At 41.3% G+C, this 26,834-nt stretch carries 28 protein-coding genes and 3 pseudogenes; 6 read left to right on the forward strand and 25 right to left on the reverse strand.

Features of this window, described 5'->3' with window-relative positions:
* Window positions 1-209: 209 nt before the first annotated feature.
* From N646_RS03820 to N646_RS03830, 3 genes are all read left to right on the forward strand, one after another.
* On the forward strand, window positions 210-1,865 hold the full coding sequence (locus N646_RS03820) for a hypothetical protein (protein ID WP_017821369.1): 1,656 nt from the start codon (window positions 210-212) through the stop codon (window positions 1,863-1,865).
* Window positions 1,866-2,074: 209 nt separating this feature from the next.
* Complete coding sequence (locus N646_RS03825) at window positions 2,075-4,114, forward strand: carboxylesterase family protein (RefSeq protein WP_017821370.1); 2,040 nt, start codon at window positions 2,075-2,077, stop codon at window positions 4,112-4,114.
* A gap of 101 nt (window positions 4,115-4,215) precedes the next feature.
* Window positions 4,216-5,667 (forward strand): phospholipase D family protein, encoded by a 1,452-nt coding sequence (locus N646_RS03830; protein WP_021033915.1) that lies wholly within the window; start codon window positions 4,216-4,218, stop codon window positions 5,665-5,667.
* A gap of 58 nt (window positions 5,668-5,725) precedes the next feature.
* Here N646_RS03830 and N646_RS03835 read toward each other — a convergent pair whose 3' ends face one another.
* The 15 genes from N646_RS03835 to N646_RS03905 form a co-directional block, all read right to left on the reverse strand.
* Complete coding sequence (locus N646_RS03835; RefSeq protein ID WP_021033916.1) at window positions 5,726-7,384, reverse strand: autotransporter assembly complex protein TamA; 1,659 nt, start codon at window positions 7,382-7,384, stop codon at window positions 5,726-5,728.
* A 336-nt stretch (window positions 7,385-7,720) separates the two neighbouring features.
* Window positions 7,721-8,185, reverse strand: a complete 465-nt coding sequence (locus N646_RS03840; RefSeq protein WP_005377099.1) for a DUF2846 domain-containing protein — start codon at window positions 8,183-8,185, stop codon at window positions 7,721-7,723.
* Window positions 8,186-8,354: 169 nt separating this feature from the next.
* Entirely contained in the window at window positions 8,355-8,981 is a 627-nt protein-coding gene (locus N646_RS03845) for a LysE family translocator (RefSeq protein ID WP_005377098.1), read from the reverse strand.
* A 327-nt stretch (window positions 8,982-9,308) separates the two neighbouring features.
* On the reverse strand, window positions 9,309-9,935 hold the full coding sequence (locus N646_RS03850) for a LysE family translocator (protein WP_017821466.1): 627 nt from the start codon (window positions 9,933-9,935) through the stop codon (window positions 9,309-9,311).
* A 129-nt stretch (window positions 9,936-10,064) separates the two neighbouring features.
* On the reverse strand, window positions 10,065-10,418 hold the full coding sequence (locus N646_RS03855) for a DUF1428 domain-containing protein (protein WP_017821465.1): 354 nt from the start codon (window positions 10,416-10,418) through the stop codon (window positions 10,065-10,067).
* Window positions 10,419-10,515: 97 nt separating this feature from the next.
* Window positions 10,516-11,121, reverse strand: a complete 606-nt coding sequence (locus N646_RS03860) for a hypothetical protein (RefSeq protein ID WP_017821464.1) — start codon at window positions 11,119-11,121, stop codon at window positions 10,516-10,518.
* 81 nt (window positions 11,122-11,202) lie between these two features.
* Complete coding sequence (locus N646_RS03865; RefSeq protein ID WP_017821463.1) at window positions 11,203-11,499, reverse strand: antibiotic biosynthesis monooxygenase family protein; 297 nt, start codon at window positions 11,497-11,499, stop codon at window positions 11,203-11,205.
* A gap of 143 nt (window positions 11,500-11,642) precedes the next feature.
* Window positions 11,643-11,930, reverse strand: a complete 288-nt coding sequence (locus tag N646_RS03870) for a putative quinol monooxygenase (RefSeq protein ID WP_017821462.1) — start codon at window positions 11,928-11,930, stop codon at window positions 11,643-11,645.
* A 128-nt stretch (window positions 11,931-12,058) separates the two neighbouring features.
* Window positions 12,059-12,700 (reverse strand): alanine--tRNA ligase-related protein, encoded by a 642-nt coding sequence (locus N646_RS03875; RefSeq protein ID WP_017821461.1) that lies wholly within the window; start codon window positions 12,698-12,700, stop codon window positions 12,059-12,061.
* A gap of 142 nt (window positions 12,701-12,842) precedes the next feature.
* Entirely contained in the window at window positions 12,843-13,388 is a 546-nt protein-coding gene (locus N646_RS03880; RefSeq protein ID WP_017821460.1) for a GNAT family N-acetyltransferase, read from the reverse strand.
* 253 nt (window positions 13,389-13,641) lie between these two features.
* Window positions 13,642-14,205, reverse strand: coding sequence for a sugar O-acetyltransferase (locus N646_RS03885; protein WP_017821458.1), 564 nt, complete (start codon window positions 14,203-14,205; stop codon window positions 13,642-13,644).
* 143 nt (window positions 14,206-14,348) lie between these two features.
* Window positions 14,349-14,690 (reverse strand): RDD family protein, encoded by a 342-nt coding sequence (locus N646_RS03890; RefSeq protein WP_017821457.1) that lies wholly within the window; start codon window positions 14,688-14,690, stop codon window positions 14,349-14,351.
* Window positions 14,691-14,903: 213 nt separating this feature from the next.
* A complete protein-coding gene (locus tag N646_RS03895; protein ID WP_005389306.1) occupies window positions 14,904-15,512 on the reverse strand; it encodes a pyridoxamine 5'-phosphate oxidase family protein in 609 nt (202 codons plus the stop codon).
* A gap of 143 nt (window positions 15,513-15,655) precedes the next feature.
* Window positions 15,656-16,057: a putative signal transducing protein gene (locus N646_RS03900; protein WP_005377076.1), complete on the reverse strand. Its 402-nt coding sequence runs from the start codon at window positions 16,055-16,057 to the stop codon at window positions 15,656-15,658.
* 104 nt (window positions 16,058-16,161) lie between these two features.
* The gene (locus N646_RS03905; protein WP_017821456.1) at window positions 16,162-16,683 is read right to left on the reverse strand and encodes a GNAT family N-acetyltransferase; all 522 of its coding nucleotides are present in this window, start codon (window positions 16,681-16,683) and stop codon (window positions 16,162-16,164) included.
* Between the two features lie 267 nt (window positions 16,684-16,950).
* On the opposite strand from N646_RS03905, the gene N646_RS03910 reads away from it, so the two are divergent.
* Window positions 16,951-17,430, forward strand: coding sequence for a hypothetical protein (locus N646_RS03910; protein ID WP_021033918.1), 480 nt, complete (start codon window positions 16,951-16,953; stop codon window positions 17,428-17,430).
* Between the two features lie 200 nt (window positions 17,431-17,630).
* Here N646_RS03910 and N646_RS24850 read toward each other — a convergent pair whose 3' ends face one another.
* The 5 genes from N646_RS24850 to N646_RS03935 form a co-directional block, all read right to left on the reverse strand.
* The gene (locus tag N646_RS24850; protein WP_005377069.1) at window positions 17,631-17,837 is read right to left on the reverse strand and encodes a hypothetical protein; all 207 of its coding nucleotides are present in this window, start codon (window positions 17,835-17,837) and stop codon (window positions 17,631-17,633) included.
* An 806-nt stretch (window positions 17,838-18,643) separates the two neighbouring features.
* Window positions 18,644-19,756: a DGQHR domain-containing protein gene (locus N646_RS23265; RefSeq protein WP_017821455.1), complete on the reverse strand. Its 1,113-nt coding sequence runs from the start codon at window positions 19,754-19,756 to the stop codon at window positions 18,644-18,646.
* Window positions 19,753-20,289, reverse strand: coding sequence for a GIY-YIG nuclease family protein (locus N646_RS03925; RefSeq protein ID WP_017821454.1), 537 nt, complete (start codon window positions 20,287-20,289; stop codon window positions 19,753-19,755). Before N646_RS03925 ends, N646_RS23265 begins: the two co-directional genes overlap by 4 nt.
* Window positions 20,290-20,440: 151 nt before the next feature.
* Window positions 20,441-21,040 carry a hypothetical protein gene (locus N646_RS03930; RefSeq protein ID WP_017821453.1) on the reverse strand — a complete coding sequence of 200 codons (600 nt, stop codon included), beginning with the start codon at window positions 21,038-21,040 and terminating at the stop codon, window positions 20,441-20,443.
* A 133-nt stretch (window positions 21,041-21,173) separates the two neighbouring features.
* Complete coding sequence (locus tag N646_RS03935; RefSeq protein ID WP_017821451.1) at window positions 21,174-22,037, reverse strand: hypothetical protein; 864 nt, start codon at window positions 22,035-22,037, stop codon at window positions 21,174-21,176.
* Window positions 22,038-22,376: 339 nt separating this feature from the next.
* Here N646_RS03935 and N646_RS03940 point away from each other — a divergent pair.
* A pseudogene (locus tag N646_RS03940) lies at window positions 22,377-22,906 on the forward strand (MFS transporter); the annotation flags it as partial.
* Between the two features lie 5 nt (window positions 22,907-22,911).
* Here the strand turns inward: N646_RS03940 and tnpA are convergent.
* The 4 genes and pseudogenes from tnpA to N646_RS23375 all read right to left on the reverse strand — a co-directional run.
* Window positions 22,912-23,127: pseudogene (gene tnpA / locus N646_RS23370) on the reverse strand (IS200/IS605 family transposase); the annotation flags it as partial.
* 109 nt (window positions 23,128-23,236) lie between these two features.
* Complete coding sequence (locus N646_RS03950) at window positions 23,237-23,932, reverse strand: 4'-phosphopantetheinyl transferase family protein (protein WP_017821449.1); 696 nt, start codon at window positions 23,930-23,932, stop codon at window positions 23,237-23,239.
* 214 nt (window positions 23,933-24,146) lie between these two features.
* Window positions 24,147-24,296, reverse strand: a complete 150-nt coding sequence (locus tag N646_RS24770; protein WP_017634313.1) for a hypothetical protein — start codon at window positions 24,294-24,296, stop codon at window positions 24,147-24,149.
* A gap of 3 nt (window positions 24,297-24,299) precedes the next feature.
* Window positions 24,300-24,537 (reverse strand): annotated as a pseudogene (locus N646_RS23375) (transposase); the annotation flags it as partial.
* Window positions 24,538-24,832: 295 nt separating this feature from the next.
* Here N646_RS23375 and N646_RS03955 point away from each other — a divergent pair.
* Window positions 24,833-25,909 carry a 3-deoxy-7-phosphoheptulonate synthase gene (locus N646_RS03955; RefSeq protein ID WP_017634314.1) on the forward strand — a complete coding sequence of 359 codons (1,077 nt, stop codon included), beginning with the start codon at window positions 24,833-24,835 and terminating at the stop codon, window positions 25,907-25,909.
* A gap of 30 nt (window positions 25,910-25,939) precedes the next feature.
* On the opposite strand, the gene N646_RS03960 is transcribed toward N646_RS03955, so the two are convergent.
* Window positions 25,940-26,719 (reverse strand): 2,3-dihydro-2,3-dihydroxybenzoate dehydrogenase, encoded by a 780-nt coding sequence (locus tag N646_RS03960; protein WP_017821448.1) that lies wholly within the window; start codon window positions 26,717-26,719, stop codon window positions 25,940-25,942.
* Window positions 26,720-26,834: the final 115 nt, after the last annotated feature.

Consider the following 26,834-nt stretch of genomic DNA (forward strand, 5'->3'; position numbering starts at 1 on the left):
TAAAGCGAGGATAGTATCCATCAAAAGCGATTAACGGAATCTCTCTTCACCTCATAAAATCCTCTCATTGATTCACGAAATGCAATCGAAAACTCTGCATTCACAACGTCAATCACAGCAAACACATCTATCTAACTGAACAAGAAGTTCAGTGACACATTAACTGTCTGAGTCTCGAAGGTTTGAGACTATTCAGAGTGGAAACTGTCATGAGTTTTTTTGAATTACGCGCCGGCAAGACGTCTTCTCTTACTGTGCTCGCGAGCGCACTAATGCTTACTACCCCCACTTTTGGCTTCGCCGCTGAAGAGACGACGACCTACAACGAAGTAATCGAGCAAGGCCGAGCACTGTTCGACAAATACGGTATCAGTCATGATTTACCAAAACTGGCCATCAGCTCTCTAGTTCAAGGCGAGCATTTGGTCGAGCATGCCCACCGAAGTGTTAAAATCGGTGATAGCGTTCGCGATTCGTCCGTCTACTTGGTTAAGAACACCGATAACAAAGGCAACATTGATCTGCGTATCAAGTACAACCCTGAACAACTCGATGAAAATGAAAAAGTACTTGATGAGATCGAAGCTTTCACACGAACAGAATACCGCCTTCGAAACTACGCGGAGAGTTTTGATCCGTCATCAGTAAGAGCCAAAGAGGATCAGAATGGTAATGTGATCATCAGTTTTAATTACTCAAAATACGGTCTTCCTCAAGATATCGCCTACTTTCGCTTTTTAAGCGTTGATATTGAGTTGGTTAATGGTGAACCGAAACGTATGGTCATTACCAACGATAAACCGTTCACACATCACAACTACCAAGTGGATTCTTACGATCAAGAGATCCTCTTCCAGAAATTAACATCAGGCAAAATTGCGATTGCCAGTAAAAACACCAAGATAGTTGGTTCAAAGAAAAATAAACCCCTCGAAATGATGAGCAGCGTAAAACCGGTAGCGATTTATGAAGATAAGCTTGGCGTGCAAGTACTAGACGAAAAACGCTTGAATGAGGTCTCTGATCCACGCATGCAAGAAGCCAGTGTTAAGCTAGACCGCGTTTTTCCTTTAATGGGTGATATGGTTCGTCGTCAAGGTATCGATTTGCCTCTGCCGTTTGGTGTATCGCTAGCGTATCGAAATCAAGATATGAATATTCCATTTAATGATTTCACGATTGAAGGCATCGGCCTTAATGAACTGTTTGATCCAGAAGACAGTGTCGGCATCGTGAGTGCTGAGAGCATGACGCTTCGTGGCGATGTAAACATCCTGCCATTTTGGAATGTATTTGGTTACATCGGAAAAGTTAATGTCGATGCCAATGTTGATGCCGCCTACACGGGTGAAGGTGGCCAGTACATAAAAGATAAGCTGAACGATAAACTGCCAGGATTAGGTGATAAGTTTTGCGATGGTTTATCTGCACTTTGTAGTCGCGGACGCCTAGACGTGCCGCTGCATTTGGAATATGACCTTCGTGGTATAGGTACAACCCTTTCGGTTGGCTATAAAGAATTCTTTGCTTCTGTCACTGGTACCTATTCGCAAACTCGCTTAAAGGGCTTAGATGATTGGGGCGATGGTATTGTTACTGTACAGCCGATGTTGGGTTATCAACTTGTCGATTATCGCACGCAGTTTTTTGTCGGAGCAGAATATCAAGGACTGGACGCTCGAATGGACGGGCATGTAAAAAGTGGTGATATCGAATTCGATTACGACATTGGTGTAGATCTTAATCAATGGGCGTTTTTGACTGGTTTCAATAAGCAAATCGGCAAAAACTACAACCTGACCTTTCTCTATAACAAAGGGGAAACTCGAGAGTCAGTAACCTTAAATCTTGGTTACCGTTTCTAGCTCTCATAAAGAGCCCGCCCCTAGACGATGGTAGGACTGCATCCTACAAAGGCGATTACTGAAACTGTCGCCGATGTCCTACCATTTGAGCCATCAATACAACAAGCCATCCAACCATTCACGGATTAATGCCAAAGCGTCAGGACGTCGCTTGTTAGATGCCGTTTAACATTTTCGGTGTACGCACCAAATGACTTTTGGACATAACAATGACTTTACTCAATCGCTCAACTTTAGCCATTACCATCACTCTTGCCTTAGCAGCTTGCAGTGATGACTCTGGTAAACCTAGCGTTCCTAACGGCCCGAAGCCACTACAACCCTTACCACCAGAGCAAATCGCTTTGGAAATTGGCGATGCAACCATTCAAGCGACCAAAGAGTCCCTTGTCATCACACCGCTTGATGCGGATGAAAAACTGGCAGCGGTAGAGGCGTTCAAAGGTATCCAATTTGCGCAAGCAGACCGCTTTAAGCACAGCCTTGTAGCCCCACTTGAAGGCGATATTGATGCGACTCAGTTCGGTGATGCGTGTCCGCAATTAAAAACCACGACTCAAACGCAGTCAGAAAATTGTTTGAACCTAAACATTTGGCGACCAACCGGGACAGAAGCGTACGCAGATTTGCCAGTTTATGTCTTTATTCACGGTGGAGACTTTGAATACGGCGCAGGCTCAGAACCGCTGATTCATGGTGATATGGTGGTTGCACAAGGTGCTGACGATGGTAACCCGTTTATTGCAGTTACTTTTAACTATCGTTTGGGCTTGCTAGGCAGTGTTTGGATCGATGGTTTGGACAACCCTGAAGGCGGTAACTTTGGTCTAGGCGATCAAAAACACGCGCTTGAATGGGTTCAACAAAACATAGAGGCATTCGGCGGCAATCCGCAAAACGTGACACTCATGGGTCAAGGTGCGGGTGCCATGGCGGTGGGAATTTTACAGCAATCAAAAGGCGATGCTGCAATCGCAGGTGAGCACTTTCAACGTGCCATCATGCAAAGCAACCCTTACGGCTTTGAATATAAAAGTTACGATGTTGCCAAGAGCCAAAGACCAGAGCAAAGCGTTGAAGATCTTGCGTTACTACCACTTGAAGAGATCATGAAGGTACAAAGCGAGATGCTTGATCCTATTCAACGTCTTAAGAACTGGGTACTGACCGCCGTGAATATTCCGGTTATAAGCCCAACACGCGACAACAGCCCATTAGCTACATTGATGCCATTTGCGCCTTACATCGAGCATCGCCCACCAGCGTTTCTAGTGAAAGAAGTACCAGGCTATCACTTTACTGAGCAAGCCATTGAGAGTGAATGGATCGTACCGACGGTAATTGGCTCAAACAGTGCAGAAAGCAATACTCTGGGCATGCTACCGAGCCTGACATTTTTGATCCCAACTATCACTGAAATCTTGAGCCAAGAAGCGCCAGAAGTCATTGAAAGTGGTGACGAAAACTTAATCGTCGAATACATGGTGGAGTGGCTAGAATCGGAAACGAACTTAAACCGTTTACGCGCTGAATATCGTTCATTACTCAACGATTCAGCTTCGATTGAACTCGATCTTTCTGACTTATTGGAACTGCTGCCTAGCACCGCTTATGAGGCGATGACTAAGTTGTTCTTCGGTTTGGGGAACTCCGATTCAACCACGGAGTTACTTGCTCTGACTGACTTCTTCCCTAACGATGAAAGCGAACTGAATGGCGCGGCCAAAAACATGCAGCAATTCAAAACCACGTTGCATGATTTGCTCTTCACGGGTCCAAACCGTCATAAAGTTTCAACTGAAGAAGCAACAGGGGCAACGCCAAGCTTCTACTACTTTGACTACAAACCTGGATTCAACGTATGGACTTACAATACCAAAGGTGAAAATGGCGATCTCGACGTTGGCGATTTACTCAAAAGCATCAGTTGTATTGTCGGCGCTTGCAATGCATCGGAATTACCATTTGTGTTTAATAAAGCATTAAAGCTTGATGGTTCAAGTGTTCGTCCAGGTAGCAAAGACAAAGCAATGATGAACGAGCTCTCTCGTATGTGGTTTAGCGAACGTTTATTTGAGGACTTCCAATACAACAGCGCGACTGACCGAGTATTGCTGATCGATAACGATGGCGGTATTCAATCCACACAAGACTGGGACAATGCTCATCACTCAGGCATCGATCCAAAACTGCGCCAAGGTCGCCTCAACGGTCTCGAGGAACTTGGGCTGATTCTGAGTCACATGTAACGTTATCTTCAGTCACTAATAGCTCGTTACCAAATACCTAAAAGCCAGTTCACTGGCTTTTTTCATCCTTATTCCTTGAACATCATTAGGAAGGTTTACTCATGTTTCCTAACGCCCTTCGTGCCCTGCTACTCTTTATCTTCAGCGCACTATTGGTTGGCTGTGCCCAGCCCTACCCGCAAGTTGAACCGGATTTTGAAGCCAATTGGCAAACTACTCAGCATCAAGCCGAAGTTTACTTAATTCCTAACGCTCCGGAAGCCTTTGCGCGTCGCGTTGAACTGGTTAGAAATGCTCAGCAAAGCATCGATATGACTTACTTTTCTTGGGAGAGTGACACGCTTGGTTTGATGCTACTCAATGAACTCAAGCAAGCAGCAGATCGAGGCGTGCAAATTCGACTCACTCTCGATGATCTATTGGTTTTTAACGAGAAATGGCTTGCTGATCTCAGCGCTCACGACAACATTCAAATCCGTTTATTCAATCCGTTTGATTCACGTAAGTCAGGTTGGATTGGTCGCGCCGTCAACTTCTCTACTCACCAACAACGTTTGGACAATCGTCTGCACGAGAAGTACTTCAACGTCGACCATCAATGGATGATTCTAGGTGGACGCAACATTGGCGACGACTATTTTGGTTACAGCCGCAAAGCCAACTTCTTTGATATGGATGTCTTGTTCAAAGGCAACATTATTCGAGCGTTCGACCAGAACTACCAACAACTTTGGGACAGCGAGCATGTCACGCCAATAGAAAACATCGTTAACGTTACCCCAAACTATTCCACGTTTACTAAAGCGCTTAATAAAGGTGAGAAAGACAAAAGCATCATTCTGGCTGAAGTTGAAAAACAAGTTAAACACCTGACCAATCCCAACTTCATCACTGCGCAAGTCACCCCCGTTTTCGACTCATTAGACAAGTTAAAAAACAACAAACCCTACTTTAGAAAACGGGCAGAACACCAAGTTTGGCAACAAATAACCTCTGCATCCAAAGCAGTGATATCAACGCCTTATGTGGTACCAAGCGATGGTGAATTTGCCTTTATTGATACCTTGATGGAGCAAAAAGCGGACATCACGTTAATGACGAACTCGTCTGCATCTAATGACTCTGGCTTTATTCCGGCTTATTACGAGGAGCACCGCCAAACCTTGTTGGATAAGGGCGTTCATCTACTTGAGTACAAAAACCAAGCGAAAAATGATGACCATTACTTCCATGCGGATACTTATTATCACAACAAGACGGTGATACTCGATGATCGGCTTACTTATATCGGCTCATCAAACTTCGACCCAAGATCGGATTTCCTCAATGTGGAATTTGGTGTGTTGGTCCAAAGCGAAGCCTTTGCAGAACATGTCATGCACTACTTAACTCGACAACAAGATGAACTTTTTTGGCGAGTGTCTCGAGATGGACAAGGCCAAACTCAGTGGCAATCAATGAATGAGATCCATACTAAGAATCCAAACTATGGTGGATGGCATAAGGCGCCTAACTGGATATTCAAGAAACTGAATGGTGAGTTCGAACTCTAAACAATCAAGACTTAAAAAGGCTCTCTATCTGCAAGGATGAGAGCCTTTTTAATGCCCGCTAAAACTGCGTGCCTAGTGAGAAGTGAACGCGGAATTGGTCTCCTTGCGGAGTATCTAAACCATAAGCAAAGTCCACTTTGACAGGCACGTATTTTGAGTTCCATATCAAACTCAGCCCTGTACCGCTTTTCCAATCCACCCTATCGTTGAAGGCATCACCAATATCATAAAATGCCCCAAGCCACAGTTGGCGGTAGACCTGATATTGATATTCCAGCCCAGCAGTAAACATGTAACGAGCACCCGTTAAATCGCCATTTTCATCTCTCGGAGAGATAGACTCATAACCATAACCACGAAGATTGCCATCACCTCCCGCAAAGAAGCGTAATGATGATGGAATATCGCTCAAAGTGTCAGCGACATTAATGCCAACATTGGAACGAAAGTGAAACTTGTGTTTTTCACTAATATCCCATGACAGAACACTGTTGCCCTCAATACGCAGCAAACGAGAATCGGAGAAAAAATTGGGATCCGAATATTCCAGTGAGTAGACGTGACGGTGCTTTACTTCTAATTGATCGTTCTTGCGATCAAGCAGTGAAAATGTCACCCCCGGTAATAACAACTGTGATTCGTTATTCTCCGACGCTTGTTGATAACTTTCTTGCAAATAACGAACGTGCATGGTGCTTTGCCAATCACCGTCTAACTGCCAGTGCTTTTCAAACGATAAATCATTAGAAAAACTCGATGTGTCCCGATAGTCGACATGCTTAGATTCAAACTGAATCCCGTAGTAATCAGTTAGAACATTTTTGGTGGGTATCTTATAACCTAGTAATAGCGATTGTTCCGGTTTGGAAGCGTACGCTTGTGCCTCAAAACTGTGCCCACTTGCGTTATACCATGGCTTGGTCCAGTTTAGCGAAGCGCGTAATCCCAAGTCTGTCGAATACCCACCACCGACTTGCACAATATTGCGTGAATTCGGCTCTGCGAGCACTTCTATCGGCACCTTATGGCCATCGGATATCTCCTCGAAATCCGCTTTCACAATCACACTGCGAAACCAATCAGTACTGGATAGGTCGGCCTGATATTGACTCAATTTCAAAGTATCAAAATCGTCGCCCCGCTCAAATGTTCTCATCGCTTCTATTCGAGCCGTTTCGATACCCGACGTAAGAACAGACAGCTCTCCAAATTGGTAACGAGAACCACTAGAGAAATGCAGGTTCACATGGGCTTCATTCAAACTTGGAATGACTTCCAAAGACGATTCGATAAAACGTCCATCTAAATAACCTTTTTGCTGAGCCAATGAGATCAAGTTTCGCTTTAGCGTATCGTACTCAGAATGAAGCAACGGCTGCCCTTGTTTAAGTTGAGCTTGATTGATTAGTTCGATGAAATCCTGATCGTTACTGGCCTCTCCCGACACAGCAATATTAGATTTTTTGACCAACATCACCTCCCCAGCGTCAACCTCAAGCGTGATGAAATCATTCTCTGATCTCTGAACATTGAGCTCGGAATGGTAGTAACCATAAGGGTTTAACGCATTATTAACCATCTGCGTTAGTCGATTTGAGGTAATGTTTGAAACAGAGAGTTTCGTTAGTGGTGTAAGGTGACTTTCAAGATTTTTCTCTAATATTGGTGTTAGCCCTTTGATTTTAAATTGCGCTCCGAATGCATGATGTAAAGGCATAGAAGCTAAAACCGATATACCTATTATTTGTTTAATGAGAGGAGACACACCGCTACCTAGTTTAGCAATACACTCGACAAGGTTAATGATGGAATGGCATATCAGTTAATCGCGTTTGTAGGATTGCTCCCTACGAAATACTCTCGAAAATTCACGTTTCACAAGTAGATACTTTGAACGATAAATTGGCTCAAGCTAGGAGGTGGCAAATCATGCGGTCTAAAATAGGTATACTGTTTGCCAAAAATACAAAACCCAACGCTGAATGGATCTCATCAAGCGTTGGGTTACATTGATAATGTGTTTTTTAATCTAAAAAGCGGTCTGTTTGTAAAACTAGATCGAAGAACAGTTTCCTTTTTCTGCCATGTCGACTTTTAGTACTTCTGCTTTACCTTTGCTTTCGTCTACGAGTTCTACGCCCGCACCACCAACAAATACACCCATTTTAATGTATTGATTAACGAAATAATTACGGCCCTCTTCCGTTAAGATAGTTAAGTGATTTTCAGAAAACTCAGACTCTGTACTTACTTGATGTTCTTTATTGCCTTCGACCTCATGGTAGAAGAATACACCAGGAGCGGTTTCACCAATACATTCCCCATCGACGTAAACATACTTTTTAAGCGCTGCTCCGACAAAAGCATCTTCTCGGTAAATGTAAATCCCTGCGTTCCCCTTTTGAGGTGCTTCAAATGATTTCATTTGATTTGATACTGTCGAATCAACAGTAGGAACAGAAGCACAACCTGACAAACCCAAAAGGAATGCGGAACACAGAATTACTTTATTTTTCATGTTATTAACCTAGCTACGATAAAATCGCGCCAACCATACTATAAATAAATACGTTCACTTATTGGTATTTTTGAAATTTGTGATTCAACCTATGCAATAGCACTCATTTAGCGTATAGATTGAGCAAACATTAGCCATATAATAATCACGAGAATAAAATGCCCTGTATCTAACGATCACTAAATGCCACTTTACTCGCTAGACTGATAAGTAGAATACCTGAAACACCTTCAAGAGTTCTTGAATAACGCTGAGAGTGTGGACGACTAAATACCCAATTACCCACAGAGGCGTACAAAACGTTACATGTCGTCGCAAGTACGCTGAACAGCAAGCCAAGTACTAATAATTGCATTGATGTTGAGCTTGCAGACGTATCAATAAATTGAGGCAGAAATGATAGGAAGAATAGCGCTACTTTTGGATTCAAGACGCTGACGATAACTCCCTGAACAAACACATTTTTATTATTATCAACATTTTTGTTTTCAACGATTTTACTTTCTCCACGCCACATGGACAGTAATGACTGAACACCTAAATAAACTAGGTAAGCGGCCCCTAACCATTTAACAACGCTAAAAGCCAAAGATGAACTCAGAATTATTGCTGACAAACCTAAACATGCCGCTAGTGTATGAAAAAAGTAACCTACACCAAGCCCCAGAGCCGCTTTCAGCCCAGCAGATAATTTACCTTTCATCGTATTGGAAACAATATAAATTACATCAGGTCCAGGAATCATGTTGATAGCGAGACAAGCGACAACAAATAATAATAGTGAGTTTGAATCCATTCTTTTCTCCAAATTAACGTCTTGCGGGATAACATTTCATCGAACTACAAGTAATGCAACGTCCAGGTTTCAATTGGTTATATTTAGTATTAACAACACGTTACTAATACTACAGCACTGCGCGAAGAGCACAATCATGAACAGTGATACGAATTAAATTATGGGCCTTTGTTAGCCCTTTGAATGATAATATTTAGCATCGTTTGGTTGTAAGCTTTTTCTAGCCAGCAGCTCTTATGGAAGTTAACAAATCGGCTACTTAGTATACTTAATAGACCGTCAAATCAGATAGATTATCTATTCTTATTTCTTCAAGCCTTTTTTGCTTCATTTTCCTGCCTCACTAAGCAGCAACTTAATACTTGCCACACCAAAAAATAACGCGAACACGCCTTCAAAAACTGCTTTGGATCTGAGATAGGTTTGCCTGACCTTTTTATACGCGAAAAGAAAAGCATAGCCAAAGAAAACCAAAGCACTAACCAGCCCTACAACAAAAATGACCGACAACAATTCCAACGGACTGGCCGTAGGAGGAACCCCTATCGAATAAAGCGCACCAAAAAACAGAATAGCTTTTGGGTTAGTTAAGTGAATTAACACTCCGGTTAAGTAGTTACCCTTCTCTGTCGTTACGTATGTTTTGGGTAACTTTAGCTGCTCGATGTTGCAGGCAGAATGTACGGACTTTAAAGCCAAAAATAAAAGATAAAATGCCCCACAATATCTAAGAATTTCAAAAAGCCAAACATTGCTATAGAGTATGGTTGCGAGACCAAAAGCGGCTGAGGTTGACCAAAATAAAGACCCCGTTAAAACACCTGCAGCCAAATACCCTCCAAAGCGTCGACCGTGGTTCATTGACGTGCCTGCTATCGCAAGAGTTGCAGGTCCGGGGCTAGCGATGGCAGCGATAGCTGATACGACAATCAGTGAATAATTTATCTCTTCCATTTTTACTCTAAGCCTCCAAGTGGAGTTTTATCAACACTTATCGCGGAATACTCTATTGAACGTACATCAGAAGCGTAATACTGATTAAAACACCAAGTGTCACGAATCGAGTTGAGATTCTTTGGTATTTTACTGCTCCAAAATAACATCAAATCCGCCATAAATGAGACGCTTTCCATCAAAGGGCATTGGGTTATTGTCTGGACTCATTCGAGGATCACCCATGATCCGCTGCCACCCTGAGTCCCGAACTTCTTTTGAAGGCCAGACTACCCACGAAAACACAACGGTTTCGTTGCTTTCAGCGTTAACTGCCATGGGAAATGATGTGATCTCACCATCTGGTACTTCACTCCCCCACGTCTCAACAACCTTTAAGGCCCCAAACTCCCTGAACATTTCTGCTGCTATTTTTGCGTGTGCGATATACTTTTCTTTATTCGCTGTCGGCACTGCAGCGACAAACCCATCAATGTATGACATAAGTAAACTCCTTTCATTGGAGTTATAACCATAGCTCAATAAAAAGAATGCACATGATGCCAAACCATAGAAGCAGGTACGTAATACAGCTTGAGAGCTACATTCCTAGCTTGGACTTTATATGCATATTTGAAAGGTATGTGTTTGGATCAAGCTTGGTTAGCATATTTATAATCTCCAAAACACTCGAATACTCAATACGTTCCTCTTCAGCATGCCCGATCCCACCTATTGTAAAGTGAGTAAAGCGGTAATCACGATAAACGTTTTGCAGCTGGCTAGAAATATCTTTGAGTAATCTTTTACTGAGGGCGAATGCAGGGTATTCACTACTTTCTGAAAGCTCTGCTGTAGAGCCAATAGATACAATATTGCATTTATCGTTAAGTGAACCTAAAGCGTTAAGCTCATTGACTAAATTAAGATACCCAATCGGGCCAACATTCATAAACTCAATCAGTTCGTTTGTTGTCAATTCTGAAGACTCTCCCCACATGGACGCCAAATAAACTATGATGTCAAACTCTACACCTTTGAAGCACGTATAATCTGGCTTTTTACCGGGATCAACGTCAATACAAGCAGAAGCGACTCCCTCCTCAACTAGCTTTGATCTAGAAATCGCATAAATTTCTGTACCCTGTAAGTTCGTAGCCAAGAACCTTCCTAGACCCTTACTACCTCCAACGATTAAAATCTGCATAACCCTATTCCTTGGTTAAGGTTGTCTTTCATATTGTCCGCCAAACTGTTCATTAGGCATCACTTTAACGTTTCTATTGCCCTACTTAGTTCTATCTTCAATTTCATCGAATGGTTCAACTGAAATACGCTCTGCAATTTCACTCATCTTCTTCATTTTTTCTGGGTTACTAGTTCCCCAAAACAGCTCCCAGTCTTCACGTGTTCGCCACTTGGCAATAGTTAAAACCTTTTCCGGTACATCGTAAGAACGAAGCATAAAACTACCAAGCGCCCCTTCTACTGACTGATGAATTGAATCTGTCGTCGAACGCCATATATTTTGAAACTCATCCATTTTTTCACTTGGCACACGCCATTCATACACAACTCTAAACATAACACTTCCATTAAAATTTCTAGATTTAATACGGCAAAGTATTAAGAACACTAAGCCAGGTGAATAGCTGAATAAAGCAACATAGTAGAGCGTAGAGCAACATGAAAAGCAAAGTGTAAACGCTCTAAATCACTCCGATTCGATTAGTCATGCACACATTCAAAGATTTCGTATTGCCGTTTAACATTGGCTGTTACTTTTCCCCAATGTGAGGCTTGAACTCTTTCCTGATGTTGCTTAAAAGAGGCTTTGTCGACGAACTCCTCATAGACATCAAAACGAAACGGATTAGTAGAGCTTTGAGTCACAAGAAAAGTAAGGCAGCCCGGCTCTTCTAACGTGAGCCTTTTGTGAATTATTAACGCATGTTTTACTAATTCTAAATCCTTTTCCGGAACTAAAATAAAGCCTTTCAATGTTACTTTCGACATATCATCCTCTCGCCCCTGTTAAGAAGTAGCCAACACGCCCTCAATCTCAACCATCATATCGCAAATGTGAATCTCACCATGAATTAAAATGCCACGTGTTAGGAATCTATTTCTAATGCCCTATCGACCTACGAGCATAAGGTTATCTCTACCCTTTCTTTGCCTTTACCGATGTTCTTGCGTTTTAATTGAATTTGGCCGACTTCTGATGTGCGCTTTAAATGAGTGCCACCGCAAGGTACTTGCGCAAACCCGTCCACTCTCCAATACCTTCTTTCACTCTCTTGATCGGAAAAGTCACTAATAATAACTGAATCAGAGTTAATCAAATCTTGCACATCAGTTTCAATTTCTTTCAATAGCGGGCCAATATTTTCTGACCACTCGAAATCTATGCGACTCTTATTTTCAGAAATATGCGCGCCTATCTTAACAATGCCTTCCCGGCGCTGATAAAACATCTCAAGCACCACTTCAGCCGCAAAGTGTAGCTTCATTAAGGCGTATCTACGCTTCCAATCAATATTCGTAGTTACAATGTCACCAAGAGTAAAATTTGGAGAGGATTCCAATGTGTAAATAAGTCGAACACCTAACTTTTGAGCAATCAAAACCGGAATACCATTAATCGTTCCTTCATCACTCTCTTGGCCTCCAGACTCTGCAAAGAAGATAGTCTGGTCCAATTCAACCTTATTTCCGTCTACATTGGTCACTCTTGAGTTAAGTTCTGTTTGGTAGGGATTAACCCAAAATAATTTCTCGCTCATGCTGCTATCCTTGCAGTAAGTCCTATCCTTGATAGTACATTTAGTGACCACCAAGTCAATTCAAGAAACCTCGCCGTCAAGTGTAAGGCTGTGTATTGAGTACGAGCAGGCTAGATCTATTAGATGCTTTTAAGGCCGGGTACTAAACGCTGTCCAGGGGTTTAGCTAACAACCCGTAAATTGCTGAATCTGAGACTACTCCATTCACTTCCCAACGCTGCCTTAGGAAACCTTCCTTTATAAAACCTAACCGTTCCAAGACTTTACCTGAAGAAGCATTGTCTGGATCTATCTCAGCCTCGATTCGACGTAGATTCAGTGTTTTGAATGCGTGTTCGATTAATGCAGTTCCCGCCTCTAATACAATGCCTTTACCCCAGAAATGACGACTAACGCCAAAGCCAATTTCTGCGCGCCTAGACTCTTTCACGTGATTAAACAGCATTATCTTACCCAGAAGTTGGCCATTGCTCTTTAGGAAGATGCCTAGTGTCACTTCTGTATTGCTATTCATGGCCTGTGTACTCTTGGCTATAAATGTCCGCGCTTCTTCAATTGAAACCCAAGGGCCAGTGTTCCAATATTTCATGACCTCATGGTCTGAGAAGATATCAAACAATTCGCTTGCATCATGTTCAACTAGCTCTCTTAGAATTAATCGTTCCGTTTCAATCTTTGTTACTAACATTTAGGAGTCAGCCTTTTGGTTTGTTATTGGTGACGAAAATCCAATAAAAGTGTGAGACACGTAATACAAATGATTTCGTGTGAGACTTTTAAACAAGCTCAACGCACGGTAAAAGCGCCACGTGTAACGACTCTATATTGAAGCAAATTTTAGACATTCAAGTGCGTCAACAAGTAACCGTTGAACGCATCAAAGCTAGGGGTGAGTTGATCATAAATCCTAAACTCAGGCTCAAAATAGTCCATATACTTTATTATCGCTTAGTGACGATTTCCTTCAGTACTCTGGCTGGGTTACCACCAACAACGACATTGTCTCCAAAACTCTTTGTAACGACTGCGCCAGAGGCTACTACCACGTTGTTCCCAAGTGTTACGCCAGGGTTGATTACGGCATGGCCACCTATCCAACAATTGTCACCAATGTTTATGGGCTTTGCTAGCTCTAAACCACTGTTCCTCTCGATAGGCTCTAAGGGATGAGTCGCAGTATAAATGCCAACTTGCGGCCCAAGTAAACAGTTATCACCAAACTTAACTTCCGCAACATCCAAAATCACACAACCAAAATTAGCGTAGAAATTATCTCCAACGTGAATGTTGGATCCGTAGTCGCAATTGAAAGAAGATTCAACATGAATATCGTCACCTGTTGTGCCGAACAAGTGCTTAGTTATTTCAACTCGCTTTTGTTTATGCTCAACAGAGGTCGCATTCAATTTTTCAGTTAGTAACCTAGCGCTCAACCTTAACTTTAACAACTCTTCATCACTTGGGTCATAAAGCTCACCTGCTAACATTTTCTCTTTTTCTGACATAAAACTTGGACTCCAATACCAATTTTCTTACAACGCTACATTCAGTACGTGAGTAACGCTACCACCTAAGCAAGGCTGCTCCACCACGAAAACAAAGCCCGACTTGAACGCAAGTCCTCAGCGCTATCAATTTTTTCAACAAGTTAGTGAACTACCACCACCGTTCTCACTAACTTATCACCGAGCCGTTGCCTCTTTTTACCAAGAATGAAAATTGAGTCAATAAAACCTAAGAATGGAGTAATAACATTTCGAAAGAGCGACTGAAAAATATTGCACTTTTTACCCGTTCTTGCACTTATAACTGCAATGCCCAAAAGTTTTTTACCCACACTTTGACCATTTGGTAAACAATCAGAAAAAAGGTAATACGATACAGTCGCAGTTACTGCTGTAGCGCGCACAAGCTCTTTTTCAATACCGATTTCTAAGCCGACCCATAAAACGAGAGTAAAAATGCTAAAACTGACAAAAAGATCAATCATTTGTCCAACACACCTAACTCCCGGACTAGCCAAAACGTAATTTTCTAGAGTAAATTTTTCTGCATTTTTCATTTTAAAATTTGGACTAACAATTGCTTATTGGTGAACTAACATTATTGAGACAGTAACATCCCCACTAAACCTAATCCATACTTCCGCAGAGCACGGTCGAACCTAATTTTTCTATCTTTTCAATATATTACCAAGCTCGTTCTAAAGGCTAGATTGGTAATATTTCAACATCTCTTCTTGATTAAGCGCTTTACTTTCTAACTTTTGTTGATCTTTAAAGATTTGAGCTAATGAAGGGAGAATTGAGCGATTTACTTTATAGTCATCAGACCAAAGTTTCCCTCTCATCACCGCTTTCGCACAATGAAAGTACATACTCTCTATGACTATTTTGATAACAACCTTAGGATCTTTACTTCCATCGGGGCAAGCAGATATCAAGTTGGCGTCGGTGTGAATACTTGCGATTCCTTTAATACGGAGCACTTCATCAATACCATTTACCATCAATAACAACCCTACCTTGGGGTTACTAATGATATTTTTTAGACTATCTATACGATTGTTCCCCGAGCTATCAGGGAGCAACAATGTTGATTCATCTAAAACTTTTACGAAGCCAGGCTCCCCTCCTTTAGGAGAGAGATCGATATACCCTTGTGAATCAGCGGTACTTAGAACTGCAAAATGGCAATTATTAATTAATGTAATCGCATGAACATCCAGCACAGGCAGCGCTTTATTTTTAGCTCTCGCACTTGGCTCTGCGTAAATTTCTTTTAACTGCTCTATTGTTTTAATTTCACTCATTCAATGTTGTTCCTTCACTATCGTATAATGCTTTGCTTGTAGGCAAGCAGTAACTCTGACTTCTTGTATAGGCACTAGACCTAACTCATCGTAAAAATACTACGAGTACAAGTTATCTCTTTAATGCCTTGTTATCTAAAGATTTAAAGTTTTTCACTAAACTCCCCACACTGCTTACACTTATAACCATGCTTGTAAAAAAACAGTGGAAAACCCAGTAAAATAAAAACTAAGAAAGCTGGGCGTTTACCTTTTGTAAATGCAAATAGATCTTTACTACCACATTTAGGGCAAACGTCTTTTTCTTCATCAACGTCAACTTCATTTCCCAATGATTCTGAGAAATCGCTACTAAGTATTTGTTTCGCATCTTCTGCATCACTTTCGGCCACCATCAGACGGACGCCGCCAATTGCATTTGAATAAAGCCACTGAGTATTTACCGTGTGCTCGTCAGCGATGTAACTTTCTATTCCGACACTATCTAGGCTTGCTCTCGCAATATGAGCTTCATGAGGAAAAGAAAACCTTGCTACTACAATCACATATTACTCCTTGTGGGAAAGCGCTCCCGTAAGGTATAAGAAACGCTAATTGGAAATGCCACGTGTAGTATTTCTTTTTGAACAATTTATTAGCCCACTACAGACTAATACATATACCCTAACCAATCTATATGACCAACAGCCCAAGTTTTACCGCTGATAGGTTTAACATATAAATCATCTAGTTGCTCTACAGCGACACCGTAATTTTTATGTTCGTGAACTCGCAACCAAGAACTTAGAGAGTTAAGGCGCATATAACCATTAGCCACATAAAAACGCTCCAAATCGGAGACTAAAATGATGAAGTCGACATCTTTAGTGGACGCATACTCGCTGAGTTGAGACAACATTTTTGTGCCAATACCTTGTCTTTGAACTGTGCTCTCGACACAAAAGTCACTCACACCTAATACTTTATAAATTTCATCACCAACGCGAACAACTCTGTAGTCTAATCCCATGTAACCAACTAACTGATCACCTTCGTAATTCAGAACTCTCATATGCGGGAGTTGCTTATAGTAAGAGCGAGTAACTTGATGTTCAGGAAACGACTGGTTTCTAAGAGCTTCAATTGCATTATGCTGCGCTTTAGATAATTCGATTTCTGGGTAAATATCCATATTTGACCTTTGAGTATTAATGACCTTTTGGTTACGATCCCTGTCGTTGAGTTTAACTCCGAGCGTGTCCTAACCTTGTGGGACATTGACAAATAACATAGAGTTTCTCAAAACACTACTTACAACATTTTTACTGCAAACCAATCGAAGTTGCTTAAGAACAAACACTACTTCATAGCAATGCCTACGGACCAAGCATTTGCAGCTTCTTACCCACACCCTATTCCGCCATCTGGAATTATTTTAATTACACAACGTGGGTACTCAATGTTGGTAAAAGCATTTACCGATGATTTTTCATGGCAAGTCCAAGAACAATTGGCAGATGCATATTTCGAAGCACAGAGAGTACTATCATCGGCGGAGCAACTATTAAACCAAGCTAATTTGCTAGTTCAACATGACCAACGAATTAACAACTTAGAAAAGGCTCAGTTAAATACACAAGCTCACATTTCTAGAACAAATGCCGAAGTTACAAAAGCCAATCAAAAAGCCGACGATGCATTTAAAGCGGCAAATGCTGCATTAGAGCATAAATTTGGAGATAAGGATTATTACACAGTTATCGCTTATTGTAACTCTAAAAATATCCCAATCATTCTGACCTTAGCAAAAGCTAAAGGTTTGGAAGCTAGAGCTTACACCCAAAAAATTGGAGGTAAGATCAATAAAGTTCCTGATGAACGTTGGGGACAAGTAAATGCGTATCATATTGCAGTTTTAGACCACGTTTTTAAACAGTGATTTATATCGGGAGTCCTCTGCTGAGGGCTCCAATTCCCCGTAATAAGGCTAACGCCCAGCTAAGGGGTGAGCAACGCAATACAAAAGCCGCCGCAAGCCGCCTTAATCACTAAAATCAACGCATGGTGAAAATGACACGCGTTGCGAATCCCTCTTGAACAGTTTGTTATGTGCGTACTTACGTTATGCACCAAACTGTTTTATACGCTTAGCGCCAATAAAAACTGATACTTACTTTGTTGAAGTAAGTCTAAATGGCGCTCAAACATGGGTACGCCATTGGATAAAGAAAGGGGGTAGACGAGTCCATTACCGACATACACCCCAACGTGTGCTCCGTATGAGTCAGTAGAGTCGTTGTACATCATGATATCTAGCGGCTTAAACTCAGTGACCACCTCACTCATCCCACCATTCACTAGAACGGTAGTTAGGTGGATTTAAACCGAAGTCTCTGAGCAGGTTATAAGCAAAGACCTGACAGTTAGCTCCAAGCGTTAAGTCTGAATCATCTTTGCAACCCGGAATGCGGGATGAAGCGTATCTTACATTTTTGAATCTGTCGGGAATATCCATTTCCATTTTCTCCCAAAGCACATAACGCCCTGTTAAGGGGTGAGCAACGCAATACCAATGCCGCCGCATACCACCTTAATCACTTAAACCAACGCATAGTGAAGATGCCACGCGTTGCGAATCCCTCTTGAACAGTTTGTTAACTGAGCGCCTTTCAGTTTTCGCCGATTTTTCAGCCACTTTCGCCAAAGCTCGTTTTGCTAATTAATGATTAGCAAAGCTAACTCAAATATGTGTTTAACAAAAAAATTACCGTTGATCTTTAGTTTGAAATGCGTCTCACAACACCATACTTCGGCGATGTAAGTGCGCCGAACTAATCGCGAACGCCTTATATTATTAGAAGGCTTTATGCCGCCTTTCACATCAGTAAGCTTAAGTACCAAACTGAAATTAGTCGCATTACCTCAGCTAAGGAAACCGACCGAACACGCTAAACCTCCGAACCTAGAAACCGTATCAATGTGCTTTCGTATTTTCTGTGCCAGTTAACGCCGCATTAAGGTGTGAGCAACGCTACCACAAAACTAAACCATACCACCGTAAACACAAAACCCAACGATGGAATGAAAAATTTCATGCGTTGGGAATCACTCTTAAATGCTTTGTTATACAACAGATTTTGTTAGTCCAGATTTTATTTTTTTAGTTTGGTTGCACTCACCTTTAGGATTCGTTTTCTTTGAGCCGACCAAAGGTTATTCTTCAGAATCTTACCTGACATATATAAATCATTTTTACTAACAATCAAAACTGCGCTTTCCAAAGATTTCTCCGAGGATAAAAGTTCAATTACCGTATCAGTGTATATATCCCAACCAATTGGTCTAAACAGTAGATGACCGCCATCATGATTGTTTCTGTATTTTTCTATGTCTTGACCCTCCTTATAGTCGGATAAACTTTTAACATTAGAAAAAGTAATTTCATAAAATGATTTAATAAATTCGAACAATTCATTCTCTTGTTCGTCTGTGATTTTTACTTTTTCAATCTCACTAATCTTACAGTCTAATTTGAAGGATAAGAGCTTTTGTACACAATCAAAAATATTACCTAACGATGTTACATTAGTTTTATCTCTTAATGGTCCAACACTAAACGCCACATTGTTTTCATTTAGGCATTTACTTTCTTCTACTATTCGTCGAGTGATGCAAGCCGCTATATCATCCTCATCCAATGCTATGATTGCATCTTTTTTAACCAGCTTGGCCTTTTTACTTAGGGTTGTGAATAATCTACGAGACTTCTTAATACCTGACTTCGTATTTCTATGTGTAACAATAATGACACTGAGCTGCTCAAAGCCAATATCTTCGTTGTTCTCTACAGCTTTTTTTATGCCTGACAAACGGTGTTGACCGTCTAGTGCAAACATTTTTTCTTCTTTGGTCAATGAAAGAAAACCAAGGCATTCGCGAGCATAGTCTGGCATTTCCAATAACTCAGCTTCTTTGCTATTTGGCTCAATTCGTGTGAAGTCATGCCATTGAGGATCACCATCATATATTGCGACAACGAGAGAATTAAAAAAGTGGTCTGGATTGCTTATTAAATAATCTCCAATTTCGACTGCTCGCTCATCTTCGAGGTTCCTTTGAATCATCTCAGATAACTTTTCACTTGTGTGCAAATCTGTTGCAAAGTTTATTAGCTCACTAATGTCTTTTAGCTGCATTAGACAAGTGTAAGTGTCCCAAGTACCCATTTTTCCCCTACGACAAGGGATTACTAACTTCTTACTCATAGGATGCTTGCTCCTTTTAACAAGTCTCTTACTTCTACCAAAAAATCATTCGTGTTATATGGTGGTATGAAAATTGTAGTCAACTGTTCTTCAATGTCACCCGTAGATACACCATTTGGTACCTCAGCATAGTGGTATGTCAAATGTCCAGCCCAAAGATTTAACATTCTATGAATTTTAGGTCTAGATTGAACTCTCGCTTCTCTAATATAATCTCTATAGCGCTTTTTAATTGTATTATTGCTTGTTGTATCTCCCGCTTTACCAACGTAAAGAATATAAGAATTACTCGGTAAACTTCCATGTTCAACGTTAATCGAGAATGCATAGACACCCTGATGATCTGGTAGATTAGGGGACGGCTCATTAAACTTGATTGTATTCCACACTAAGTCCGGCAATTCGTCTTTTTTACGAATAAAGCTAGGGCAAAGAACAAATTCCCTTCTATATTTCGATATATACGCTAGGCGTTTGTCATCCTGGGATTGCTCTTCAATATCTTGATCAAGAACATCATAAAATTCACTCATTTACTACAATATATCCTCATGTTGTATAACGCCCTGTTAAGGGGTGAGCAACGCAATACCGAAGTCACCGCACACCACCTTAATCACTTAACCCATGCATAGTAAAAATGCCACGCGTTGCGAATCACTCTTAAACAGTTTGTTATACAAATTAACTACCCAAAATTTGGTAATTTAAAAATGCTTTTAAGTTTCTATAAAGCTGTGTTGTTCGCACATAAGGCCAACGTCCTAATACATTGGAGCCAACGACTAAGCCCGTCCTTTGCAGTCTAGAAATAAGTGTGAATGCATAGTCCTCAGATATAGAATACTTTTCACTTAGGAGTTTTACTGCGTCCTCATTCTTCTGACCTACATCAGAGTTTTCACCATCAACTTTGGTGAACGGTAATATATCTCCAACGAGGAACAAAACTTCGATTTCACGGAAGGACATGTCAGAAAATATTGTTACTATTTCACTGTAGAGATCCGGTTTATCAATAATCAAGCCATCTTTTACACCCTGTACAAACAAATTAGTTAAAAACTCTACTTTCTCGTTTACTGACGCCTTTTCGATTGCTTCATTCGTCTTCAGAAAACAGCCAATGAAAGAGTCATCACTCAATACATGATCAGTAAGCTTAATGTCGCCATTTTCCAGACCGGATATTAGTTTATTAAAACGACGCTCTCGAAAGCGGCTAACTACATTTCCCAAAGTTGCACTTAAAGCCAACTTGCCACTGCTTGCTACGATGTCCATTTTTTCCTCATTTGTATAACGCCCTGTTAAGGTGTGAGCAACGCAATACCGAAGCTACCGCATACCACCTTAAACACTAAACGCAACGCATAGCAAAAATGCCAAGCGTTGCGAATCACTCTTAAACAGTTTGTTATATGCATTTTTCGGTTACCTCACTAAACGCCCACTCTGAGAAGACCCTCTCAAGTTTGTACCGATCCATATTTTTTCCTTGATAAAGGCTATCCGCAACAATGTCATCTTGGTTTTCAACAAATTTCTTATATGCAAGCAGATACGAACTACAAAGCTCTTCAAGTTGCTCATTTTTATCTAAGATAAAAAATGGGAGCTTTATAATTGGAGACTTTATCTGAGTAACAATAGGAGTACTTAAGTCGGGCTTGTCAGTATGAATTTTGCGCAGATGTTCGAACAGTGCATACGACAATGAGCCTTTGGTATAGTAAAATAGATCACAATAAAACTTTGCATCTAGTCCATCTCTCTTTTCCGGGTGAGTTACATACTCAACATCCGGAAATGGAACGCATAAACCTTCATTTTGGAAATGGACGACGGGCAACTCATGCATAACAGCATTTTTGTACTTGAGCAAATAATCGTACTTTACGGGCTCTTCAATTAGAGTATTCTGCCACCAAAAATTACTACCTCGATAATCATCTTCAGATATCGATATAGTAAAATCTGGATCCAACGCATAAAATGCACCATTAACTCCATTGTAAATCCAGTTATCTGTATCCTCTAGGAGCAGTTTGAAGCGAGCTGCAGCAGGTAAATCAAGCCCAAAACGCTCCAGCCACATTGCTTTAATATCTTGAGGGTTTGCACAAGAGTCTTTTGGTGTATTTGTGTCCTTTATTCGTGAATATACCGTACCTGCTCTGAGTATTTTATTACGATGCTTAAGCTCTTTCGTAAAGTAGAAAGGCTTTAGCCTTTCATTTTTAATGCTCAAAACCGCTACAGACTTTTCAGCGTACTCCACAAATTTAATATCAATAGAAGGTTTACTCGTTGAGCGGTGAACAGCGCTTCATACGACCTCATGTCGCACGCCCCAAAGTTTCTTAGCCCCCTCAGGTCAACACTAGCTAGTGTTGCAACGAATGGGTTAATTTATTTAATCCTGCTAATATGATTTTTTATCAGTGATTTTGATGCACAGAGCAATTCACCAATCTCCAGCCTCTCCGTTAGAAAAAATCCAAATAAAAATGTTACCAAATTAACTAATTCAACTAATTGCACTGCTCTAAATCTGACCTATAGCACTGAAATTAAGAGTAGATATACTGAATAGATTCTGTGCAATAAGAAGGTTTATATGGAACATCAGAGCCTATTTACGTACCAGCGCATTCAGCGCTTTCTCGTCCGGTTTGGATCGTATTGTTTGGTACCCTATTCTCACGCATTAGCTTGTTTCTGGCCTGGCCGTTTCTGATTGTCTTCCTCTATCAAGATTACGCTGCCAGCGAGATCGCCATCGGCACCATGTTGGCGCTTTCGGCGCTGGTAGGCAGCACCTCTGGGATCTATGTCGGCTACCTATCAAATAAATTTGGCCGCAAAGTGATGATGCTCGGCGGTAATGTGATCGCTGCGCTGGCGTATACTGGCATTGGGCTGGCTGATCAAATCTGGCACTTCTTTGCCTTGCTGCTGATCACTGGCTTGATGCGTCCGACCATTGAGGCACCCTCCAAGGCAGTGATTAGCGACTCTCTGCCCGACAAAAAAGACCGCGAACTGGCGCTGAATATGCGCTATTTTCTGATCAATCTCGGTGGATCTATCGAGCCCTTGGTGGGCATCACTCTAGCGCTGGCGCACCCACAAAAGCTCTTCTATGTCTGTGTGTGTGGGGGGGGGACGCTGATACACATGTGAACATGATCTTTCATCAAGTGCCCTTCCTCAATAGTCACGCCTTTCCGTTTCGCTAACTCATGAAACGTTGAACCTAGATGTTTTCGCAGTGCACCATATATCAATCTTTGTCTCTTTTTCGGTATAAAAACCACATGGTATTTACAATCCCAACGGGTATGAGACAGACTCTTATAGCCTCGCATAGGTTGTTTCCTCTTTACTTTTGGTCGAGAAAAGAAGTTACACCGTTGTCATGGTCAAACCTATGCGAGTCACCCCAGCTTAGCTGGGGATTTACCAGTATTTAATTAGTTAGTGTTTCAGGTGATGTTCACCAATCACACACCATGTAATGTAATGTGTATCATCCATCATTGAATAGCGGACTTTAATATTCACCTCACTGTTCAAATATTCATCGAGAATAAGGCTTGTCGCAAAAGTCAGTTCTTGTCTATCGCAATCAATCTGCTCAAGAACGACTGAATCAAAATCTAAAATCTGTTGAACGGTAGGGAAAATCGCTTTATAGATAGCCTCTTTTGCGGAAAATATTAGCGTTAGAAACTGACAAATATCATCAAAGTGAGCAGCGTGATGCCGTTCATTAAGCGAGACAATTTGTGATGATAGTTGATTCGCCCACTGACGAGACATCACTTTCTCAATGTCTACCCCTACCCCAACGACATCTTCACTACAGTGAGCAACAGATGCGACAGCATGTCCCACACAATGGGAAATAGACCCAACAATATTTTCAGGCCAAACAGGTTCATTCCCACGACCAATACCAATACTGCCGGCAGTTTCATGACCTAAATAGGTTAACGCTTGGTGCGCACACGCTCGTCCTGCCAAGAATTCACAACGGCGCTTAAGTGCCGCTTTACAAAAATTACTTGGTAAATGGATACCTTGCAACTCTATATTCGATATAAAATCAGGGCTGTAATCCACGCTTAGGTAGAGGGAAACCAAGTTATCAGACCACGGAAAAAGCTTCATAAAACTTACAAAAATTATTTTATAATGAGAATTATTATCTTATATCGATGATCGTTTTGAAAGCTGTTGTCACTTATCTTTGTTCACAAACTCTTTCAGCGTATCAGCCTGCCCAGACATCTTGGCAAACTCAGATAATGTTACCGATCTTTATTGGGACGGTCAGAATAGGTCTGTTGAAAAAGGGGTTTAGCGATTGATAGCTCACCTTTAATTAATGCCCCATCGATTCGGTGTTACCACGTTCGTCACGAGCACATGCATCAGCACCATTTTGAATCAATAACGCCACCGCTTTAGATTGACCACTATGTACGCCCCGTAGGTTGATCCATTTGTACGCATGAACATCAAAATCATACATAGTTCGGCGACTGATACAAGAATATTGGGACAAACCAATGGGAACTCTGCCAATCTAAAAACAGAATCGATGAAGCCTTGTAGGCTAAAGGTAAGGAAAAGACGCGCTTTACAATGAGAGCGGTCGTGATAGCAAGGTCACTAAACAATCCGGGGCGACCACGTCTATTCTGTCTGGGTTGCTTCCACTCAGCTATCGCCTCTTCGTCAATCCAAAACGTGAGTGAACCTCAGTTAGCCAAGGAGTTATTGTACTTGCTCTAGTTAATAGTTTTGTAGCGAGGCTTAGGCATGAAATCAAAGTCTGTGAATGAATCTCCCTGATCTGATCGTAAGATTTTGGTTTAGTCCATTCGATTTCCGCAACAAAGCCAGTGCATAATTTAAATATACAATTTCGCTCTTATTTACTACCACCAGTATTGACAAGTTACAAAATGTTTCACACTATCTACCCCGGAATCGAAATGAGAACCATTATCAATTCTAATAAAACATCATTACATTTTTGTCTTTTGGTTTATTTGGATATTAGTCATGCAACCTTTACACAACACCATCAACGCAGCGTCAGCCATACAACTCCCTACACTACACACTGTGTTATCTAAATCTGGAGTAGATGAGCGCTTAGAGCGTTTTATAGAGACTCAACGTGACGAGATCAAAGATATTCTATCGGGAAAAGATCAGCGTATGCTTGTGATCATTGGCCCGTGTTCAATCCATGACCCTAATGCAGCTTTGGAATACGCGAATAGATTAGCCAAAGTTCAAAAACAATTTAGTCAAACGTTAAAAATTGTCATGCGAACGTATTTCGAAAAGCCGAGAACACGAAAAGGTTGGAAAGGTTTTATCGTCGACCCAGAGTTAACAGGCGATTTCAATTTAGAGCAAGGTATCTATCAAAGCCGCTCATTATTGAAATCGATACTAGAGCTAGGCGTCCCTACTGCAACAGAATTTCTCGATACAAACATTGCTCCATATATTGCTGACCTTGTTTGCTGGGGGGCGATTGGAGCACGTACAACAGAGTCACAACCTCATCGACAACTTGCATCAGCACTTCATTGTGCTATTGGCTTTAAAAATGGAACAGACGGAAACACCTCCATATCCATTGACGCAATACATGCGGCAGGAGACTCTCACTTACTGGTGACTTTCGGTTCCAATGGGCATCCAATCGTACTCCAGACACCAGGCAACCCCCATTGTCATGTCATTCTTCGTGGAGGATTGGCTCCAAACTATTTTAGTCCAAATGTTCGTAGTACTGCTTATGACCTTGAGTACAACAAGTTAGCACCTAGCCTCATTATCGACTGCAGTCATGGCAACAGTGGTAAGATTGCAAAAAACCAACTCAATGTTATCAATAACATTTGCGATCAATTGACCGCAGGTGAAACGAGCATTTCAGGTGTGATGTGTGAAAGCTTTTTGCAAGGTGGTAACCAAGCATTGAATTCAGAAGAGTTGTGTTACGGCAAGTCGATTACCGACGAGTGTTTGAACTGGGATGATTCCGTAAGCTTCTTATCTAAACTCGATGAAGCTGTTAAGATTGCTTACCAAAACGAATACCTTCATTCTGAGATCGCTTAACTATTTAGCCGGGCATAACGCCCGGCTTCATTAGTTGTCTAACGTAGCCCCTCCGTCCACACGAAGATCATGCATTGTGATCTGTTTAGCACCATCAGACATCAGAAAGAGAACTGCTTTAGCTATGTCTTCTGGTTCTGCCATTTGCCCCAATGGAATCCCCAGCCGATATTGCTCTAAGTTGCCTTTTATGACTTCATTCTCGCCGTAGTTGACGTTCCATAGCTGGGTCTGCATGTCTGTTCTCGTTGAACCAGGGCTAACAAGATTGCAGCGAATGCCCTTTTCAGCAAGTTCCAAACCAACGCACTTCACTAGCATATGTAAGGCTGATTTTGTTGCTGCATATGCCCCTATATTCAACCTAGGTGTATTTGCCGAATTTGAGCCAATTACGACAATGTTTCCCTGCTGTCTATCTTTCATGCTGTTTGAAATCGCTTGGATTAACGCCAAAGCACCAAAGGTATTTACATCAAACATTTGTTTGATCTCATCCAAAGACATATCGTTCACGGCACCCAGATGCAATATTCCAGCACAACTCACTAAATGGTCAAACTGAAACTCACGATCGAGTTGGCAAACTTTGTCATTCACCTCATCGTGTTTTAATAAATCCAATTCGAAACAACATAACCTAGATTCATCAAAGCGAGCTCGAAGAGCTTCAATACTTTGATTCAAAAACGAAATATCCTTATCTGTCGCTACCACTCGATAGCCATTTTCTAACAGATGTTCCAACACAGCATAACCAATACCTTTACCTGATCCAGTGAGGAGTACCGTTTCAAAAGTACTATTCATTTACCTTACCCCAACATTCAAGTGGTAGCAGAAATCTGACGTCATTTATCGCTCCTTATTAAAATGCAATTAATTATCGTTTGATGTTGATAATCATTCTCACCTATACTCTAGC

Source organism: Vibrio alginolyticus NBRC 15630 = ATCC 17749, from assembly GCF_000354175.2.
Lineage (GTDB): Bacteria > Pseudomonadota > Gammaproteobacteria > Enterobacterales > Vibrionaceae > Vibrio > Vibrio alginolyticus.